Genomic DNA, 19,850 nt, shown 5'->3' on the forward strand with positions numbered 1-19,850 from the left:
CCAAATTGATTCCAAATACCCTACAATTCCTGATTTTTTGAGTGGTGTCTGGACTTTTTTATAATTTGCCATTTGATTGAACATAAATGATTTTATGTATATACGGGACTTTGCCACTAATGAAATTAAGCTTGGATTTTCAGGTTAAATCGATATTTATTGAAATTAGATACTTATAGATATTGGTTTGGAACACCCATTTGTATCAGAAATTGAGGCTACTGGTAAAGAAGCGTATGATAATGAATGATTTTTAAGAACAACCATCAAAAATGGAAAAAGAAAGTCAAATAGCGCCAAACCTTTTGGCTGAAAAAGTCAGGAACTGTAGCAACCCATACATTCTTTTTCAGCTGGAAAAAATACTCGAAAGAGACTCCGCTTTGAAGGATATGGCGAAAATTACCGAAGCTTTTCCCATGCTCTTGGAAGATACTGCTCCCCGAGACATGCGTATCCTGAAAAACCAGTGCCCACCAAAGTCTACGCACTTGGCCAAGTATGAAAACTTCATGACACCGATCATGTATGGCCTGGGTTTGCTGATGCTGGTTCTCGCAGCGGCATTAATCAACTTATTAGCCCACGAAGGGGAAAACATCTCCGTGGCCATTTTTCAAAGTAAAGTTGCATGGATCTATCTGGCAGGCTGGGGAATTTTTATGCTGGAGTTTTTTGTCATGAATTTTCTCAGGAAAAAAAGTCCTCAAAAAGTAGACAAAGGCGTATTTCTCGGAAGGATACAATCGCTTCTTTTCCCTCCGGTCAGAATGGGGGCAAGACACCTGTACGATCCGGATTTTCAATGGATCCCTTTTTTGGGATGGTCTTACAGAAACGAAGGGATGTTGAGACATCTTAAAGAAAAATTTTCCATCCCTATGATTGTTATCGCTTTGTTGATCATCCCTGTATTGGTGATAGAATGGAAATTTTATGAAGAAGTAGAGGCATACTTAAATACCGACCTCTCCTTTGTATTGGATCTTGCCCAAGCTTTCATCTGGCTGGCTTTTGCATTTGAGTTTATCTTGATGGTATCCCTTAGCAGGGAAAAAATTGATTACGTGCAAAAAAACTGGATAGACCTCCTGATCATTCTTTTGCCGTTTATTGCCTTTGTCAGGACCATGCGAATCATCAAAGTAGCCCGGCTTTCCCAACTTGCCAGAGGGTACAAACTCAGAGGATTATTAATGAAAGCAAGGCAGGGACTCTTTTTTGCAGGATTTTTTTATAGAATCCTCACCCTCAAGAATTACCAGATGAAATCACTGAAAAAGAAATTGGAGAAAAACCTGAAAGAAAGAGAAACCATAGAAGAGGAAATCATGGAACTCTACAGAATTATCAGTAAAGACCAAAAGGGCTGAATCCTTGAATGCTCAATACTCTACCCTCAAGTCTTCCAGGACAATCTCTGAAAGCAACTCCAACTCACCTTGGACAAACAATTCCTCCAACCCCTCAAGAGAAGTTTCTTTGTTAACAGGCTTGTAGTTTTCATAATCCTGCAATACCAGACCTTCTATTTCGTGTCTATTGCCTGCTTTTCGGAACCGGACCCCTCCACCCTCTGTCAGATAAGAATAAGCCAAATAATCGATCAGGTAAGAGTCCTGATTGATCCAATACAAAAATTCATCTTCAAAATCTTCTCCTCCCCCATCTTCTGAAAAGGTCACTTTTACCACATGATATCCTTGACCTGAAATTTCTGTTTCACCAAGGTATTCTTTGTAAACCGCAGGATCATTGAGACCGTAAGGCAGAAAAGCAAAATAAGCTACTGAATTGACCGAATTGGAATAAGCACGGATCCATTTATCCTCCAGTTCCACGGGGATTCCGTCCACTGTCCTTGTAAATCCGGCATTGTTGAGCACATCCTTTACCCTACCAGTAGAATCAGTAAACTCTCTTGTATACTCGAAAAAATCAGGCGACTTGAATATCCCATACTCCCTTTCTCTAAATGTGAAGCTGATCTTTGCCTTCTCGAAACGCTTGCCACCATGAGCTTCAATAGCCCTGTCTATTACTTTTTCTGCCTCTGAACTTTGCTCGCAGGACAACAAGAAAAGAACAATAGACAGGCACATTAAAATCCGCATATATTTAAGGTTAATTGGGATGGATTACATTGCTTCAAATCAGAAAGCAAATTTAAAGGTTTTAGTCATACCTGCTTTCTTCAATTTAGGGCAGAAAAACCGGACGGTCAATATCTACTTTTTATACATACCATAAGCATACAGGGCCCTGCGGTATAAGTGATTTCCAGCAGAATCCACCCTGAAACTCTCTCTTTGTGCGGGCATCAAAACACCCAAGCTTCTATCCCAGGCATGGTTGTACACAAGGCTGTAATGATCAGCTGTTTTTACTTTATAAGCAAAAATCTCAAAACTCTTTGGATGGAAATAGTACCACCATACGTCCACATCCGGATCACTTGGGTCCCCGTCAATGACTTTGACAGTTTCCATCACCAAACCTCCGGGAAGTTCATTTTTCCCTTCATAAGTAAGGTGTTTTTCCTTTTCAAGAAGGTCAAAAGGCTTGGTCAAAACGTAATATGCGGCATCTATATCCCGCTTTTTAGCAGCTAAAAACCCCTCATTTTGGATATCATTGCTACCCATCCAATATTGGGTTTTCTGCCCATCAAAGACCACTCTATGGGAAATACCATCTTTCTCCCAACTCATTTTAGCCTCAAGATAAGGTTTGATGCGAAACTCATTTTCTTGGACGGAGTTGGTTTCCAGTTCTCCTGACTCGTCAAAGAGCCAAATCTCCCTGACCATAGAAATCGACTGCAATTCTTCCCAAGCTAGCTGACCACCATGAGCCTCTATGGATTTTTCTATGATAGAAACGGCCTGCTTGTCCCTCGAAGAACAGGAGCTTAGAAGGCAAATTGAAATAATGAGAAAGTAATACTTAATGTTCATGGACCTTTACTTTGTATGCTTTACTAGCAAGGGACGAAAATAGGAAGAAAATCACTACTCCGTACTCCAAAAATATTAAAACAAAATTTTCCTTTACCGGAATGGTCTGATAAGCACTGTACGACAAGAAAACCACGGCAGTCCATGCCAGAAAAATCCTATCTCTTATCAATACACTGAGACCAAAAGCAGGAATAAGGTACCAAGGATGTACTACCGGCTGAAGCAATAAGTAAATGAGGTAAATCCAAACCCCACCTTGCACCAGTTGCTGAAGCGAACCCACTTTCCACAAATAGGCAAAAAGCAATATCCCAAAAAGGGTCACAGCACTAAGAATCGGAACCAGATAAATAATTGGATTGTATCCAACAAACCCTGACCAAATCTCTCTTATCAGGTAATAAAAGGATGCATTGAATTCGAAACTATTTTGGTACAATTGAAAACTGCTCCAAAATCCGGAAAATGAATTCCCGAAAAAAAGAGGGCTTAGAAAAAACACTGTCCCCACACCTGCAAAAATCAGAAAAGTCCGCAAATTTATACCAGACCAGGATCTTAACCACAAAGGACCCAAAATCAGTGGGGTAAGCTTCAAACCTGAAGCCAAGGACCAGGCCAAACCCGACTGCTTTGACCTGCTTCTCTCCCAACTGTACACTGCAAGAAGAAGAAAAGCCAACACCATGCCTTCAAAGTGCAGGTTGCCACTCAATTCTAATATGACCAATGGATTGAAAGCATATAACCATAGAAAATTAAGCGGTAAATTCTTCAAATGTATAATCTGGAACAGAAGAAAAAAAGTAATCGCTTCAAATCCCAAAATGACAAACCTCAGAAGGATTACATTCGCAAGGAGGTTTTCCCCAGCTAAAGCTGAAATCCAAAATACAAACTGATGCAATGGAGGGTATACTGAGTAATACTCAGGTGAATTCATACCTTTTAGCAAGGATTGCCAATAGGCACTTTCTCCAAATCCAAACAACTCAGCGGATTCCACAGGAAGATGAAGGTAGGGGTTGACTCCATGATACAGCAGCTGACCATCAAATACAAACCTGTAAAAATCATCCGACAGTACCGGTATGGAAAATAAAAACAGCAATCTCAAGATAGCAGCAGCAAGAATACCTTCCCAGAGCCTGAGTGTCAACTTTTCTCTAAAAAAGGCTACATAATACGTCCCAAACAAAATGGCATACAAACCCAACTGCCACCAAAAATCCCTCCTCTCCAAGAAATAAGCCATAGCCAGAAAAGCCACGGCATGTACGAGTAGGAGTAAGATTTTTTTCACCACAGGGGTTATACTGCTTAATTTTTAAGATTGAGCTCCTTTCTTAGAAACTCATCCTCCACTTTATTTCTTGTCCAATAATCCACTACTTTCAGACCTTTTCGTGAAGCTTTGGTCACTTCCTTACTTCCGTCAGAGCGGGTATCTTCCTCTTCCCAGGCCATGATCTGATATGGAAATTCTTTCTCAAAGTCAACTTTAAGTACTCGGTTGCCATTGCTGTAGGTCACTTCTACCTGACTCCTGTTGTTGCTGATGTCCCTCACCCTCACAAAGGCCTCTTGCGCTTCAAAGCCCTTATGGGTAAATCTTTGATAAAATAAGGAGGGCATCATGGAGACACTTCCGGTAGGAATCTGATTGGGATTGATCCGGATGAGGTTCCAAAGGTCATCTTCAGAAAGCCCGCTGAAAGAAAAACTGTCATCTCCTTCTTTTTCGAAATAAGAGAAAATTTTGCCTGAATAACTGTCCCCACTTTTCAGATTGAGCTGCACGAAAGATTGCCCACACCATTCCTGTGAGGACATGGTAAATTTGACACCATTAGACTGTTCCTTGGTAGGGGTAAAAGCGGACAGCATCATGTGATAAGGATAAATCCCTGTCACAAAATCCCTAGTCTGATTCATTTTGATCACAGACTGCTTGTCTCTCCCTGCTTGATCCGGGTTATCCAGTTTGACCTGATTGCTACGTGAAAAATCCTCCGTTACAAAAACCAATACTGCCTCCCCTTCTCTAGCTTCCCCATAGCGGTACTGGGTAAGGTCAAAACTGCTGATTTCTGCTTTTCCCTGAAACCAATATCTTCCCCAAGCTTCGAAATCTACATCTTCTCTTTGAGGCTGGCTGCATGAAAATACAACAGACAAAAAGGCTATACCAAAAATGAGTTTTTTCAACATGTCAGTTAAGTTAAGGTGTCAAGTGTACTGTTTGGCCGGTCTTGGCTGATTCAATGGCCGCATCGAGGATTTTGGATACGATGACATTGTTTTCCAAAGTATACAACCCATAAGGAGGCAAATTGATTTGGCCCCTGATGACCTCCGCGAAATACTGAAATGGATTTTCGTACGTTCCGGTCTGTTTTTTATCCAGAAACTGTACCATTTCTTCCTTTTGATTTCCAAACCTCATATCAATCCTTTCCTTTTCAGGAGCCCGGATGTATCCCTTTTCGAAATACACATCCATGTCCTTTCTATCAAAAGGCCAATTCCAAGAAGCCTGAATAATGGCCTGAGCACCTTCATAAGCCAGAAGAATAGTCGCCTCATCTTCTACATGAGAATAAACATCTGGCTTGTGTGTCTGGGTAATAGCAGTCACGGATTGAGGAAGTTTTCCATCCATGAGGAGCGTCATGATGTTGGCCCCATAACAGCCAAAATCCACCAATGCACCCGCACCGTTTTGCTCCGGATCAGTCAACCAATCCAAAAACTCCTTTCCCACACCAATTTCTTTTGGTCCCCTATGTCCATGATGAAACACTGCCTTTCTTACCCTTCCAAATTGATCTTCTTCTGTTTTGCCTTTATGGATCAAGGCATCCGTGCTGGGATACCATGAAGTCTCATAATTGGTAAGCAGGTGAATTTCATGTTTTTTGGCAAGCTGCTCCATTTCCTCAGCTTCTTCTCTGCTGTAGGCCAGGGGCTTCTCTACCATCACATGAATTCCCCTTGGAGCTGCTGCACGGACAATCTCGATATGCTGGGAAATTGGGCCAAAGGCCAGCACTCCCTCCGGATTGGTTTCATTCAGCATACTTTCCAAGCCCTCAAAAAACAGGCTCTCCTCCAATCCATATCTTTCCTGAAATTGTCTGGCTACCTCCGTATTAGGTTCAAAAACCCCAACCAATTCAAAATCACCCTGAAATGAAGGTTGAAAAATCCAGTGCGAGTGACCATGGGTAAGGCCCGCCATTACAAACTTGGTCTGTGCTATTACTTGAAAATGCAGGACAAAAAAGAGCAAAAATGAAAGCAATTTGGTGTATAGGTTCATGTAAATTGGGTCTATTGGAGTCCAAAAATAAATAACACAAGCTCCTCCTCAAAACAATCCTCTGAATTACCTGTACTTCCAGATGGTCCAGAGAATTTTATATCCCGCTCCAAAAACCCCTTCGACTGTACCACTGACCTTAGATACTCCAATTCTTTTTCTATAATCCACCGGAACTTCGGTAGTTTTCCATCCCGCTTTGGCTGCTTTGATCTGCATTTCTATGGTCCAGCCATAAGTTTGATCCACCATGCCTAAGGATTTTAACTTCCCCCACTTTACCGCACGGAATGGCCCCAAATCTGTGTAATCTGTTTTGTAAATCCACCTCATCAACCTTGTAGACAGCCAATTGCCAAAAACCTGAGGAGGAGTCATAGAGCCCTTTTCTTTATTACCCTTTGCCCTGGAACCTATCACCATATCCATGTCATGCTCTAAAATGGGTGCAATGAGCAAGGTAAGCTGTTCGGGAAAATCACTGTAATCAGCATCCAAAAAAACGAGTATGTCAGGTTGTACTTCCAAGTTAGCAATGTACTCCATTCCGGTAAGACAAGCCCTGCCATATCCTCTCTGAGCTTCGTCCAATACTATGGCTCCAGCAGATTGAGCAACTTTCACCGTGTTGTCATTGGAGTTGTTGTTGACCACCACGATATTTCTCACCAGAGGAGGAATGTCATTTATGACTTTGCCAACCGAATTTTCCTCATTAAAAGCAGGGATAAGCACATCCACGATGGGCATGCGCTTATCCCCTTGTATACTGGAGTTATTTTGCATCAAAAAAGGGAATTATGCAAGTTTGGCCAAAGCACCAGCAAGATCTTCTTTCAGGTCCTCCACATCTTCAATTCCCACACTCAGCCTTATCAATGAATCTACCAAGCCTACTTTTTCCCTCTCTTCCTTAGGAATGCTGGCATGTGTCATGGTCGCAGGATGGCCGCAAAGCGACTCCACTCCTCCAAGTGATTCCGCAAGTGAGAAATAATGCAGGTTTTCCAGGACTTTGGTAGCATCTTCGATTTTATTGCCTTTTAGGGTAAAGGAAATCATACCCCCAAAATCCCTCATCTGCTTTTTGGCGATATCATGATTAGGGTGATCCTCAAATCCAGGCCAATAGACCTTATCTACTTTTTCCTGAGTTTTCAAAAATTCCGCAATGGCTTTTCCGTTTTGGCAATGTCTTTCCATTCTCAGGTGCAGGGTTTTGATTCCTCTAAGGACCAAAAAGCAGTCCTGAGGTCCGGGAGTAGCTCCACAGGCATTTTGGATAAAGGCCAACTGCTCTGCCAATTGATCGTCATTGACGATAATGGCTCCCATGACCACATCAGAGTGACCTCCAAGGTATTTGGTAACGGAATGCATCACCATGTCCGCTCCCAGATCCAATGGATTTTGGAGAAAAGGAGTAGCAAAGGTGTTGTCTACAGCAAAGAGCAACCTGTGTTTCTTAGCCACTTTCCCGATTTCTTCAATATCAATGATGTTCATCATCGGGTTGGTGGGTGTTTCCGCCCAAATCAGTTTTGTTCTTTCATTGATGTAATTTTCTATGGTCTTAGGATCTTCCATAGAAACAAAATGGAATTTGATACCATACCGCTCAAATACTTTGGTAAAAATCCTGTAAGACCCTCCATAAAGGTCATTGGTACTGATCACCTCATCTCCGGGATTGAGGAGTTTGATGATGGCATCTATGGCTCCCAATCCGGAAGAAAAACACAATCCGTGCTTTCCGTTTTCCAAGGCTGCAAGGTTATTCTGAAGCGCTGTTCTGGTAGGGTTATGTGTTCTGGAATATTCATAGCCTTTATGATCTCCCGGGGACTTCTGTATGTAAGTGGATGTCTGAAAAATAGGTGTCATGATGGCACCTGTTGAAGGATCCGGCTCTACTCCGGCGTGGATTGTTTTTGTTCCAAATTTCATAAGCGTTAGTTCTAAAATTAAGTGGGTTTGATTGGTTTATTTTTATTCCTTTGTGATCGGGCAGCCCAAAGATGACAAAAAAGACAGGCATATTCAAGCAATTCCAGGAAGCAGCTAAGGTGAACCCTTTGGTGGCCTTTGCCATGCTCTGGGTTACTTTCATGCCTTCAATTGGCAGTCTTGCTTTAGTTCCTTGGGCCATATCCAATCCTGAATGGTTTGGAGAACTGGATTTTCTCAAGGGTATAACCATCGCAGTAGGCTTAATAGTTTCCTCTCTTTTGATGGGTTTGGCCTTGATGCCTACCACAATGGTCGCAGGTTTGTCAGGTTTTTTACTTGGATGGCCGGCTTTTCCTTGGTTGGTCTTAGGTTACACCCTTGCGACAGTATTGGGATATGCCTGGGGAAGAAGAGCTGGAGGGGACAGTTTGGATCTGATTTTATCCCGATTTCCCAAAGCAGCTAAGTTAATTGAGGAAAAAAGCGATAGCATGGGGGAATTGATATTCTTTGTACGGCTGAGCCCTGTCATTCCTTTTGCCTTATCCAATTTTCTTTTTGCCTTGCTGCAAACCGGGTACTTAAGACTCCTTATTTTCGGCACGATAGGAATGTTGCCCCGAACAGCCGCTGTTTTCTTTACAGGAACTTTAGCGTCCGACCTGATTGAAGCTCTTTTACAGGGTGACAGCAATTACAATGTCATCATGTTTACGGCACTCCTGCTGCTTAGTATTTGGGGGATTTGGAAATTTTTCACTAAAAAACCTCAGTAAACAAACTCCAACAATTCCAGCTTTTCTTTCTTTCCCAAAAAGGAAAAATCTCCTTTTGGTACAAAACCCAATTGGGTCAAAAGTTTTTTTGACCGGGTATTTTCGGAAAGCGTAATGGCAAAAAGTCTGGTAAAACCCCAATTTTCTTTCCCTATATTGATTAAAGACGCGCAAGCTTCGTGGGCGTAACCCTTACCCTCTGCCTCGGGAAGCAATGCAAATCCCAAATCGGGAAAATCCAACTCCGTTCTCTTTAAAAAACCTGCCAAACCCAATGGCTTATTGCTTTCCTTTTCTTCAAGCAGAAACAATCCATATCCATGCTTCGCATAAGCACTCATAGGACCTGAAATGATATATTCCTGAGCTGATAGCGCATCCTTTACACCTCTGTCACCTATGTACTTCATCCAGTCTGGACTATTGAGCAGTTCCAGAATAAAGTCTTGGTCTTCGGGATGGAGCTGCCTGACCAAAAGTCTTTCTGTGCGGACAATCTCAGCCATTTTTACCTCAGTAAATACATCTTTCCATATCCTTGCCTGAAGGCCTTGTCACCGGCAGTGGCCCGCGGTTCTACAAAAGCACCATTTTTCCTTACCAACACCCTGTAGATATAGACTCCATTGGCCAGTTGGTCCCCAAATTCATCACGCCCATCCCAAGCGTATTCGGAAATGTTGTTGCCGATACGGATAGGGCCAAGTTCATCTTGGAGAATTTCTCTGACTACGCGGCCGGTCACTGTCATGATCTGTATCTTGACCTGATCGGGCACTTCCGAACCAGTAACCGTGAACACAAACCTCACAGAACTGCTGAAGGGGTTAGGATAGGGATAAAAATTCGTGATCGATGCTTCATTGATCACCTCAAAATTGATTTCGTAAGGCTTGTCCACACCGAGGTCTTCCGTCACCACCCTAAATGTGTACATGCCGTCTTCCAATGGTCCGGGCTTGAGCTCAATCTTGAAATCCGAATCCTCAGTAGCTTCGGTCCAGTTTACTTTTTGGCTGCTGAAACTGATTCTCTCAAACTGACACCCATCACATTGCTTTTTTAAGAAAAGATCTATCCCAATGGTATCTTTTTTGAAAATCAGCGTTTGCTCATTTTTGAGGATACTATTGATCATCACAGAAGGGGACACGATATCACCATCCAAAATGTACACTCCGTCAAAATTGACATCCAAAATGGCAGTACTATTATCCGGTGCTACAATAAAATATTGACCAAGATCTACCAAGTTATTCCGGAAAGTCTGCTCCATTTGTATTCTCGGGTTGGCAAATACTTCCACTTCTATATTTCCTCCTCTGCCAATAGAATTGAAATCAATCTGGAACTCATGGCTTTCCCCTGCAGGTAATGCCGGGATTTTTTTGGTAAATGTCTCCCTTCTTCTCTGGGTGACATTATTAAAAGTCCAATCCACTTGGATGGAATCCAAGAAATCATGCCTGGAAAGGTTCACAAACTCGAAGTTCAAAACTGCTTCTTCTCCTTCCTGAAGCGTCATGTTCTCTTCCCGGTTTTTGAACAGCAACACGCCTTCTGGCACTCCTGTATAATTGACCTGCCATTTGTTCAATTGGGAAGGAGCAGTAGATTGCTCATCATTCATCGCATACCTGAGCCTGATAAAAGGATAGGCAGAAGGGTTGATGGACTGAAGGTCAAAATCTGTATTTCTTAGATTTGTAAACAGGGTTTGCTCCTCTCCATTCGGTCTGACGCCAATGATGTCAAAGCCGGACAATTCTTCATTGAACCAATCTCTTTCGTTGACTTTGTTGAAAAACAATTTCCATTCCGAAGCAGGGCCAATCCTAGGAGTGATGATGCTTCCTGAGGTGAAAAATCCTTCTAAATCTGTATCAAACTGTATGATTTGCTGATTGGTCTCCAATTCTATGTTTCTTTGGGCCACGACTTCCACAGCTTCTCCGGGTCTCATTCCTTTACGCCCGTATAAGATGTAAGGATCTCCGTTTTTCAGATTACGGAGCAAAGCTTCATTTGCCCCCACCTCTTTCATCTTTTCGAAAGCCCTATCCGGCCACTGCTCAAATGTCACATTTCCTACCGAAAAGATCACCACATAATCACCCTCTTTCAACCCATCTATGTAGTCTATCAAAAGCGTCTGATCAGGTTGCGTGATCCAGGCATTCCTGATACTTTGGATCACCTGCGGCACACGCCCACAGCTCCTGCCATCCAAGATGTCAAATCCCGGAACAGGAATCACCAGATATGGCGTGAGAGACCTTTGCTCAAAAGCTACCAGACCAAGTGATCCGTCAGGACAAAGTCTGGAATTCACATTATTGACATTGTCAATGATGTAGGGTACGCCATCCAGATAAAACTGTGTGTTGCGGAAAGTAAGGGAATCGGTCTGGTTACCAAAAGTAAATACTTCGATGTTGAGGTTGGTGTCCGGGTATTTCCATTGTCTCTGGGCCTGATCGATTTCAAGGTTGTTGAGCAGGTTACTTTCAAGCTGGGCAAAAGTACGCTGCGTCCAGCCTTCAGGGCCATCATTGATATAGCTGAAGGAAGTCACTGTCCAATCCTCAGACTCACCTTCTCTGGGCTCTGCAAACCTTGACCTCCAGTAAAATGTCACCGAATCTCTGGGACTTGAGTTTTGAAACAGGTCCAGGCTCCACCTCATCAGGTTGTTGGTAGTCATCCTGCTTTCTCTTCTATTGGCTGAGGAAAAATTGGGGGATGTATCTACCTGCATGATGACATTTCTTGGCTCAACATTTTTACCTGGTATCTGAGCAAGCAGGTCTACATTTCTATCATTGACTATACCAAATTCTGCTGGCAGTATGTGCATGGTACCACTCAATGGCACAAATGCCGTCACGGTCACTGAATTGTTGGCAAAAGTCATTTCAGGCACGCTTCTGTCCTGGTTGACTTCAATGGTAAAAATATTTTCCCCAAAAGCCGTCACTCCTGAATTGGGAACAGCAAAATCTATGGTATCTTTTCTGAAAATCGGAGCCAAAGTTTCTACTGGATAAGTTAAAGAAGTACCATCCGGCAGCCTCCTCCCCACCCTAAAAGTGATAGAGTCCATGTCTACCCTTCCGAGATTTTTCACTACAAAAGACAACCTCAGCGAGTCTGACAGTGCATTAAAGACATCTCCTTCAAAGGCCCCTAAAGTCACATCAGAGGCTTCTATAGAATAATCCGCTTTGTCCGCTGGAAACAGTCTGACAGCCGGATCACCCAACATGATCAGCTGTTCGGCATGGGCACGGTTGACTGTAGAGGTACCGTATCTTTGGAAAAAGAGCTTTTCGGTCTCTCTGATCACTTTACCTACTGGCCTGTATATGTTGGAAGAGTCCGAAAAGGCTATGGTATAAAAGGATTCCGAATACCTTCTTAAATAAACATCCACTCCAATACTGGCATGGGCCATAAAATTGGTTGCCCCTTTGGAAGGTGCCAAAACCCAATCCTCTCCAAATGTATAAGCATTGCCGAAGGCATTGCCTGCGTCGCAGCCATTCAGCAATAGCATGGGATATCTGCCTCTATTGTTGTACCCCATGGTAGGATCCGAAGCAAAACCTATCTCAATATCAATCACAGAAGGAGCTCCATGACCAAAAAATGTAATGAGATTGGTACCTCTATTTACATCTTTTGAAATATCAATCAACTCAATGGTAGAATTGGACCGTTTCCTGTAGGTCGTCACATTACCTCCTAAATAGGGCCCTTCTGCTATGGTTTTAAATCCATTCAGAAAGTTAAAATAACGGGTCAACTCAAAAGCTGACACTCCTCCACTGAGGTGTATGATTTCTTTCATCCAGTCCTCTGATACCCCAAGCGCATCTTTTTCCTTTACTTTTTCGAGGTAATTGGCCACATCTTCAGGTACCCGAGCAGGAATCCTTCCAGTGGCCACTGCTTGGACAAAGGGGTTTTGAGGATCCAAACCTATGGAAAAATTATTATCCGCATAAGGATAGCCGGCCGGAGGCACCAAATCCTGAAAATTGAAAATATAAGGCCTTTGCCTGTAGAAATAGGTAATATTGTTTTGACGAGCTGTGGTAAACATCCCCATAGCACGGCCTACCAAAAAGAGGTATTCCGGCTGATGCCTGGGGTAGTATTCCCTCAAGAATTCATATACTGCCAGAGGAGTTTTTTCTCCAAAAGTAAATTGATCGTAGAGCTCATCCATATTCACCACCAGCGTATCAAAACCTCCTCCATCCGGGGAAGCCCTATGGGCTGCATAAGCCCTCACCGGATCTGAATAGGATGTAGTCGGCCTCCTGAGTGAACTATGGGTAAGAATAATAAAATCAGCAGGCCTGTTCAGCAGGTTCCTAAAATTGACCCGCTGCATGATGCTGATTTCTCTGATGTTGAGTTGGTTTTCCACCCTGACCTTAGTAGGCTGACCCTGTATCCCTGCCCAGACGCTGAGCTCATTTCCGGATTTGTTCGCAGGAATCCGGACAGGATTGATGGGGTCCAGGATATCATAGGCCACATAATTGGAAAGAGCATTGCCTACTTTAAAGATTGAATTGGTCTGATCAGGGGTAATAACTTCAGCATCGAAATCCCCATTCTGCACTTCTTTGGGATAAGTGATGCGAATATAAGCTACCGATACATTGTCTACATTGGCACTGCCCAAAGAGGAAATCCTGACAGTCAAAGTACCATCTGGATTGAAATCTCCCGGATTAAATGTAAAAGATTCATTTCTTACATTAAAGCCTTCATATTCTACCCTACCTATTTCCCTTACCGAACCCAAACTCGGCCCAACTGAAATTGCGGTAAGGTGCGGGGTATCAGACCTGCCGGCCAAACCTATTTCCAAGGTAGCAGTCCCCGAATTAGCTATCCTGCCCAGCTGATTGAAGGTAAAGTTAAAGGGCGTATTTTTCGGAATAGGAGCACTCATCCATCCCTGTCCTTCTTCAAATGCTGCCAATCTGACCCCAGGATTGTAGGTTCTTCCCAGGTTATATTGATTGGCAAAAATCTCCATCACAGAAGTCTGAAAAAACTGCAAATCTGGGATATTGACAGGAGGTACCGGTCTTGTGGCCATTCTTTTTCCTGGGCTATTGCCTATGGTGAGAAAAAATGCGGTGGAGTCGTTGTGCTGATTGTATTGAATGTTTCCAACATGATCTGGATTGGAGAAAAACTTTTTATCCAGTTCCGCATCATTTCTCTTTCCATAAAAATCAATGAAATCATTGGGATCAAATCTTCCATCCTGTTCACCTTGCACATAGATGGCCACTTCTTCTCCCCTGTGGTACAAGCGTATATTTCTCGGATCGATGGAGCTGGGGTTGATACCAGATGCAGAAAGGGAAGTAAAAGTGATCCTGTGAATACCATCTTCAGCTGTTGGAATCTTATAGTAAGGTTGGCCGTAATTGATCCAACCGGACTGTGCATGTCCGATTGGTGCCAATAAAAAGAAGCAAAACCATATGGAAATTAACCGTTTTACCATTAATCGTTCCAACCTTTATGTAACCTAAATCTATTGCTATGCTCTTTCAAGCTGACTTTTACACTGAACACATGGGAGTAGGGTGTCTGCGAAATTCCCCCAATATCGGTCAAAGCATAGTCAATCTGGAATTTTTCATTCAAAAATATCCCCAAGCCAAAACTTGGTTTCCATGCCGTATAAAATGACCCGTCAAAATCCTTTATCCGCTGAATATGACTGCCCCCTGCTCTAAGGAAAACCATGTTTTTGTAACTTCCTTCTATACCAGCCCGAGGATCAAAACTCACCAAGTTGGTTCTCAGGACAGTATTTCGCATGCCATCAAAGGTGAAGTCAAGGTCTATAACACCCTGAACCCTGATCTCATCCGTGACATCCACATCTCTTGTGACACTGAAGATGGCTCGGGGAAGCGTTAGTTCTATGCTGTTGACAGGGATTTCATTATTGGTTTGGGAGTAAATATCACGCACCATGTCTGCATTGTGAAACCATGCATTGAAGGTAGAGGTCACATCCCTGAGCATGACCCCAAATCTCCATTGGTCCATAAGATAGATCCCACCCAGGTCCAGGCCAAAGCCCCAAGCCTGTGCAAATTTCCCTACATTTCTATGGATGATTTTGGCATTTCCTCCAAACTTGAAATTGTCACTGACATCTCTTGCATAGGTCAAAAGCAGTGCATAGTCCGCCGCGTTGAAAAACTGTATGTTGTTATAGTTCAATGCTCCATTGGCATCATACAAGAATCTGGTATCAGGAATATCATCTACCCCAAAGCGGATTACTGAGATTCCGATCTGATTGTCTGCATCGATCGCCGTACTATAACCCAGGTAATCAAACTTGGCTATGCCGGCAAAATACTCTGCATGCATCAGGGAAAACTCATGCTCATGCTTGATCCCGATCAATCCCGCTGGGTTCCAAAAAGCTGCCGTCACATCCCTTACAGAAGACACCTGAGCCCCTCCCATACCCAATGCTCTGGCACCTATCCCGATGTTCATGAATTCATTGGAATACTTAGGCGCTATCGACTGTGCACTTATTTCAGTGCATAATGCAAAAAGAAGCATACAAACGAACAGCCGCAAAACGCTCATAATTTCTGTGGAAAATACCAGTGCAAAGTAAAAATAAATACGTTATGAAAAAGCCAAATCACAAAAAATCAGAAAGTTCAAAAACTCCAATAATGTACGCCTCCGTACAGTTTTATGTCCACTTCGCTGACAGCTTCCATTTCCAAAAATAAAAACTGCTTCTCACTTCAGGATTTTTCTGTTTTGTCCAAAAAAACCAAAAACCGCTTTATCTTTAAATAAATCAGGTTTTTTTTCTTACTTCTGCAAAAAACAGTACCTTTTTATACCTAGTAGTGGGTATTAGAGTCTGGCTTCTAATTGATTTGGTACAGTTTTTCTCTATTTCTGGCACAAGGGAGGCTTTGCGTGATGCAATGCCTCCACAATCAAACCCTAGAAATAAAAAAATATGAATGCTTCAAACACCCAAATACAAATGAGGAAAGGGATTTTGGAATTCTGCATTCTTCATATCATATCGCGGGAGGAAGTTTATGCCTCCGACATGTTGGAAGAACTTACAGAAGCCAAAATGATAGTGGCTGAAGGCACGCTCTACCCCTTGTTGCAGAGATTAAAAAAAGCTTCCCTAGTCACTTACAGGTGGGTGGAGTCTGAATCAGGGCCTCCTAGAAAATATTATGCCATCACAGAAGACGGCAGGGCATTTCTACATTCTCTTCAGGAAACATGGAATTCCCTACTGGACTCTACCCAAATGATCACCTCTAAGCAATAATCAAATGAAAAAGACCATAAGCATCAATATCAGCGGCATCCTTTTTCACATAGAAGAGGACGGCTACGCTACACTGAAAAAATACCTCGAGGCTATCAACAGGCATTTTTCCCATTATGAAGACAATCAGGAAATCATTTCTGATATAGAAAACCGCATTGCCGAAATTTTCTTAAGCAACCTCAAAAATAACAAGCAGGTCATCACTGCCGACGATGTCAATGCCCTTATTGAAAAAATGGGTACCATCGCCGACTTCAAGGCCATCGAGGAAGAAGAGGAGCCTAAAAAGGAAAATACCGAGAAGGAAGAAGAGAATGATTTCTATAAATACATTACACCTCCCGGAGAAAATCCAAAAGGATATAAAAAGTTAACCCGCCTTGAAAACAGGAAAATTCTTGGTGGTGTATGTGCCGGTCTGGCCCACTATCTGGCCATAGACCCACTTTGGACAAGGTTGGTGGCTATCCTCCTCTTGTTCAGCGGAAAGATAAACTTTGGAAGACCTGCTTGGGATTTCCTGCCCTGGAATTTCAATTTCTATTTCTCTTTGGGAGCCTGGGCACTAATCGCTTATATAGTATTGTGGGTAATCCTTCCTGTATCTTATGAAGAACCCGAAGACAAACACATTAAAAAACTCTATCGGAATCCTGACGACAGAACTATCGGCGGAGTAGCCAGTGGCTTAGCTGCATATTTCAAGGTGGAAGTACTTTGGGTAAGGCTGTTGTTTATCGGCCTGATCTTCGCCGGGGGATCCGGTCTGGTCATCTACCTGATCCTTTGGATCATCACTCCTCAGGCCAAATCCATTACCGAAAGAATTCAGATGAAAGGTGGTGCAATCACTTTAGATAATATTGAATCTACCATTAGGGAAAACATGGCCCCTCCAGCGCCCAAAGAGGAAAGTCATGCAAGAAAGGTCTTTCTTACTCCTTTTAGGGTTTTGGGAAAAGTTATCGAAGGTATCGGAATGGCACTGGGCCCATTTGGGAAATTTATCCTCTCGGTAGTAAGGGTGATATTCGGATTGATCATATTTCTGATAGGAATGGCCATCACCATCACTCCTCTTGTGCTATTGGGGGTATATTTCGAAATACTTCCTTTGAATGACAGCCAAATGTTTTTGGATGACATCCCTGCCCAGTGGATTACAGATATTCTTCCGGTCTGGTTGGCCCTTTCTACGGGATTTGCTATCATGATACCAGGAATCGTGATCTTGCTTCTGGGCATCAGCGTAATCATCCGCAAAAGCTTGATTGAAGGCAGGTTTGGTTTGATTGTATTGGGAATATGGCTTCTAAGTATAGGTATTGCAGCCTTTCAGCTACCCAAAACCATCGCTCAGTTTAAGAACGAAGCCACTTATACAGATGAAAAAGTACTCGATTTAAGCGAAGGAACTCTTGTCATCAAATCTGAAGGATACACTTCCAACAGGGGCATTTATGACATGATCCAACTACAATTGACTGGTACAGATGGCGACGATGTAGTCATGGTGCAGGACTTCAAATCAAAAGGAAGAAACCACAACGATGCAGTCAACAATGCCAAGCAGATCATATATGGTTATTCTGTTTTGGACTCTATACTCACCATGGACAGAGGCATCAACCTGGAAAGTCTGGATAGATACAGAGGGCAAAAACTCAAAGTCACATTGGAAATACCCTACGATAAACCGTTCATCATGGACAAATCCATCCTCCCCATTATCCGGAATACTTTATACAGAAACGGTTATAGAAGTAGAGATGTGAACAGTAAAAATACCTGGGTATTCAATGAAGAAGGACTTCTATGTCTTACCTGCACAGCGAGCAAAAAGCTAACTGCGACTGATAGCCTTTCCCTGCAAAAATTCAGCAATCCTCCCGCAGAAGAGGTTATACCTGAAAACTAAACCAACCCTTACAAAGCCCGGACATCCGGGCTTTATTTTTTTATTTCATCAATCTGATCTTACTCATTTGAAATTTTTAGTCTATTTTTAAGCCTAACCCAAATGACCATGCAAGTAAAGATTAAGTTTTTAGGGGGAGCAAAAACAGTTACAGGGTCGCGCTATTTGATCACAGCGGAAAATACTAAAATCCTAGTGGATTGTGGGCTTTTCCAGGGATTGAAGGATTACCGAAGCCGAAACTGGGAGCCCTTTCCTATTTCACCCTCAGAAATTCACGCCGTGGTATTGACCCATGCACACATTGATCATTCCGGATACTTACCCAAATTGGTCAAAGAAGGCTTCAAAGGAAAAATCTACTGCACCCAAGCCACTGCCGAACTGGTAAAAATACTTCTTCTGGATTCGGGTAAACTCCAGGAAGAAGAAGCCCAATACGCTGCAAAAAAAGGGTACTCCAAACATGAAAAACCTCTTCCTCTTTACACCAAAGAAGATGCTGAAAAAGTATTCCCGCTTTTACATGAGGTGGATTTTGAAGAAGAAATCCAGCTTAAAGATCATATTAAGATTTCATTTTATAATGCAGGCCATATCCTAGGTGCTGCCATAGTCAAAATGAAAATCAAAGGTGAAAACCAGGAAAAAAAGCTGGTTTTTTCGGGAGACTTGGGCAGGTACCATGATCCTATCCTCAACCCTCCAAAGAGACTTCCTTTTGCCGACATATTGTTGATGGAATCCACCTACGGCAACCGGAAGCAAACACACCATAAGCCAGAAGAGGACCTCGCTAGGGCGATCAGGGAAACCTATCGCAATGGAGGTGTATCGGTTATCCCGGCCTTTGCGGTAGGGCGGACACAGTTGATTTTGTATTACCTTCATTTGCTTCAACAGCAAGGTAAAATCCCCAATATCCCGATTTACGTGGACAGCCCTATGGCCATTGATGTCACCAGATTGTACAAACGCTTCAATCAATTTCATAAGCTAGGACCTGTTTTTGAGGATGAAGGGGGCAATCCCTTTCTCAACAAAAACCTGCATTACTATCAAAGTCAGGAGGCCTCTATTTCCCTGAATGCCATCAGAGGAGATGCTATAATTTTGTCTGCAAGTGGTATGGCCACAGGTGGCCGTATCCTCCATCATTTGTACAACCGATTACCCAACGAACAGGACAGTTTCATTTTCGTGGGCTATCAGGCAGAAGGCACCAGAGGAAGGAGGATTCTGGATGGAGAAAAAACTTCCAGGATGTACGGAATAGAAGTCCCAATAAAAGCCAAAACCTATTACATAGAAGGGCTTTCAGCACATGCAGACCAAGAGGAACTTATGGAATGGGCAGAGGGATTTGCCACAAAACCAAAAATGACTTTTTTGGTTCATGGTGAAAAAGAAGCCTCAGAGGCCCTTTCAAAAAGACTTAAAGAAGAATTGGACTGGAATGTAATTGTACCTGAATACCTTGAAAACTTCATACTCTTTGACGGTCTTTAACCGGTAACTTTTTGACCTTAATAAAGGTTAATCGAAAACCATT

At 42.8% G+C, this 19,850-nt stretch carries 15 protein-coding genes; 5 read left to right on the plus strand and 10 right to left on the minus strand.

Annotated features, from left to right (window positions below; translation table 11 throughout):
• Window positions 1-272 precede the first annotated feature (272 nt).
• Entirely contained in the window at window positions 273-1,373 is a 1,101-nt protein-coding gene (locus EGN73_RS17980; protein WP_219292963.1) for a hypothetical protein, read from the plus strand.
• A 12-nt stretch (window positions 1,374-1,385) separates the two neighbouring features.
• Here the strand turns inward: EGN73_RS17980 and EGN73_RS17985 are convergent, their stop codons facing one another.
• The 7 genes from EGN73_RS17985 to EGN73_RS18015 form a co-directional block, all read right to left on the minus strand.
• Window positions 1,386-2,114, minus strand: a complete 729-nt coding sequence (locus EGN73_RS17985; RefSeq protein WP_219292965.1) for a DUF6503 family protein — start codon at window positions 2,112-2,114, stop codon at window positions 1,386-1,388.
• Between the two features lie 114 nt (window positions 2,115-2,228).
• Complete coding sequence (locus EGN73_RS17990; protein ID WP_219292967.1) at window positions 2,229-2,957, minus strand: hypothetical protein; 729 nt, start codon at window positions 2,955-2,957, stop codon at window positions 2,229-2,231.
• Window positions 2,947-4,263, minus strand: coding sequence for an MptA/MptB family glycosyltransferase (locus EGN73_RS17995; protein WP_343207136.1), 1,317 nt, complete (start codon window positions 4,261-4,263; stop codon window positions 2,947-2,949). The genes EGN73_RS17990 and EGN73_RS17995 overlap by 11 nt, the downstream gene beginning before the upstream one ends.
• A gap of 17 nt (window positions 4,264-4,280) precedes the next feature.
• The gene (locus EGN73_RS18000) at window positions 4,281-5,171 is read right to left on the minus strand and encodes a hypothetical protein (protein WP_219292969.1); all 891 of its coding nucleotides are present in this window, start codon (window positions 5,169-5,171) and stop codon (window positions 4,281-4,283) included.
• 10 nt (window positions 5,172-5,181) lie between these two features.
• A complete protein-coding gene (locus EGN73_RS18005) occupies window positions 5,182-6,282 on the minus strand; it encodes a Gfo/Idh/MocA family protein (protein ID WP_219292971.1) in 1,101 nt (366 codons plus the stop codon).
• Between the two features lie 66 nt (window positions 6,283-6,348).
• Window positions 6,349-7,068, minus strand: coding sequence for a glycosyltransferase family 2 protein (locus EGN73_RS18010; RefSeq protein WP_246611654.1), 720 nt, complete (start codon window positions 7,066-7,068; stop codon window positions 6,349-6,351).
• Window positions 7,069-7,080: 12 nt separating this feature from the next.
• On the minus strand, window positions 7,081-8,229 hold the full coding sequence (locus EGN73_RS18015) for a cystathionine gamma-synthase (protein WP_219292973.1): 1,149 nt from the start codon (window positions 8,227-8,229) through the stop codon (window positions 7,081-7,083).
• Window positions 8,230-8,300: 71 nt separating this feature from the next.
• Between EGN73_RS18015 and EGN73_RS18020 the strand changes: the two genes are divergently transcribed.
• On the plus strand, window positions 8,301-9,008 hold the full coding sequence (locus tag EGN73_RS18020; protein WP_219292975.1) for a TVP38/TMEM64 family protein: 708 nt from the start codon (window positions 8,301-8,303) through the stop codon (window positions 9,006-9,008).
• On the opposite strand, the gene EGN73_RS18025 is transcribed toward EGN73_RS18020, so the two are convergent.
• Genes EGN73_RS18025 through EGN73_RS18035 form a run of 3 tightly spaced genes read right to left on the minus strand, consistent with a single transcriptional unit; the run spans window position 9,002 to window position 15,656 of the window.
• The gene (locus EGN73_RS18025) at window positions 9,002-9,514 is read right to left on the minus strand and encodes a GNAT family N-acetyltransferase (protein ID WP_219292977.1); all 513 of its coding nucleotides are present in this window, start codon (window positions 9,512-9,514) and stop codon (window positions 9,002-9,004) included. The genes EGN73_RS18020 and EGN73_RS18025 overlap by 7 nt on opposite strands.
• Window positions 9,515-9,516: 2 nt before the next feature.
• A complete protein-coding gene (gene porU2, locus EGN73_RS18030; RefSeq protein ID WP_219292979.1) occupies window positions 9,517-14,544 on the minus strand; it encodes a putative type IX secretion system sortase PorU2 in 5,028 nt (1,675 codons plus the stop codon).
• Window positions 14,544-15,656 (minus strand): putative type IX sorting system protein PorV2, encoded by a 1,113-nt coding sequence (locus EGN73_RS18035; protein ID WP_219292981.1) that lies wholly within the window; start codon window positions 15,654-15,656, stop codon window positions 14,544-14,546. The genes porU2 and EGN73_RS18035 overlap by 1 nt, the downstream gene beginning before the upstream one ends.
• Window positions 15,657-16,047: 391 nt before the next feature.
• On the opposite strand from EGN73_RS18035, the gene EGN73_RS18040 reads away from it, so the two are divergent.
• From EGN73_RS18040 to EGN73_RS18050, 3 genes are all read left to right on the plus strand, one after another.
• Window positions 16,048-16,377 (plus strand): PadR family transcriptional regulator, encoded by a 330-nt coding sequence (locus EGN73_RS18040; protein ID WP_219292983.1) that lies wholly within the window; start codon window positions 16,048-16,050, stop codon window positions 16,375-16,377.
• Window positions 16,378-16,381: 4 nt separating this feature from the next.
• On the plus strand, window positions 16,382-18,298 hold the full coding sequence (locus tag EGN73_RS18045) for a PspC domain-containing protein (protein ID WP_219292985.1): 1,917 nt from the start codon (window positions 16,382-16,384) through the stop codon (window positions 18,296-18,298).
• Window positions 18,299-18,406: 108 nt separating this feature from the next.
• Entirely contained in the window at window positions 18,407-19,807 is a 1,401-nt protein-coding gene (locus tag EGN73_RS18050) for an MBL fold metallo-hydrolase RNA specificity domain-containing protein (RefSeq protein ID WP_219292987.1), read from the plus strand.
• Window positions 19,808-19,850: the final 43 nt, after the last annotated feature.

It is taken from the genome of Arthrospiribacter ruber, from assembly GCF_019343195.1.
Lineage (GTDB): Bacteria > Bacteroidota > Bacteroidia > Cytophagales > Cyclobacteriaceae > Arthrospiribacter > Arthrospiribacter ruber.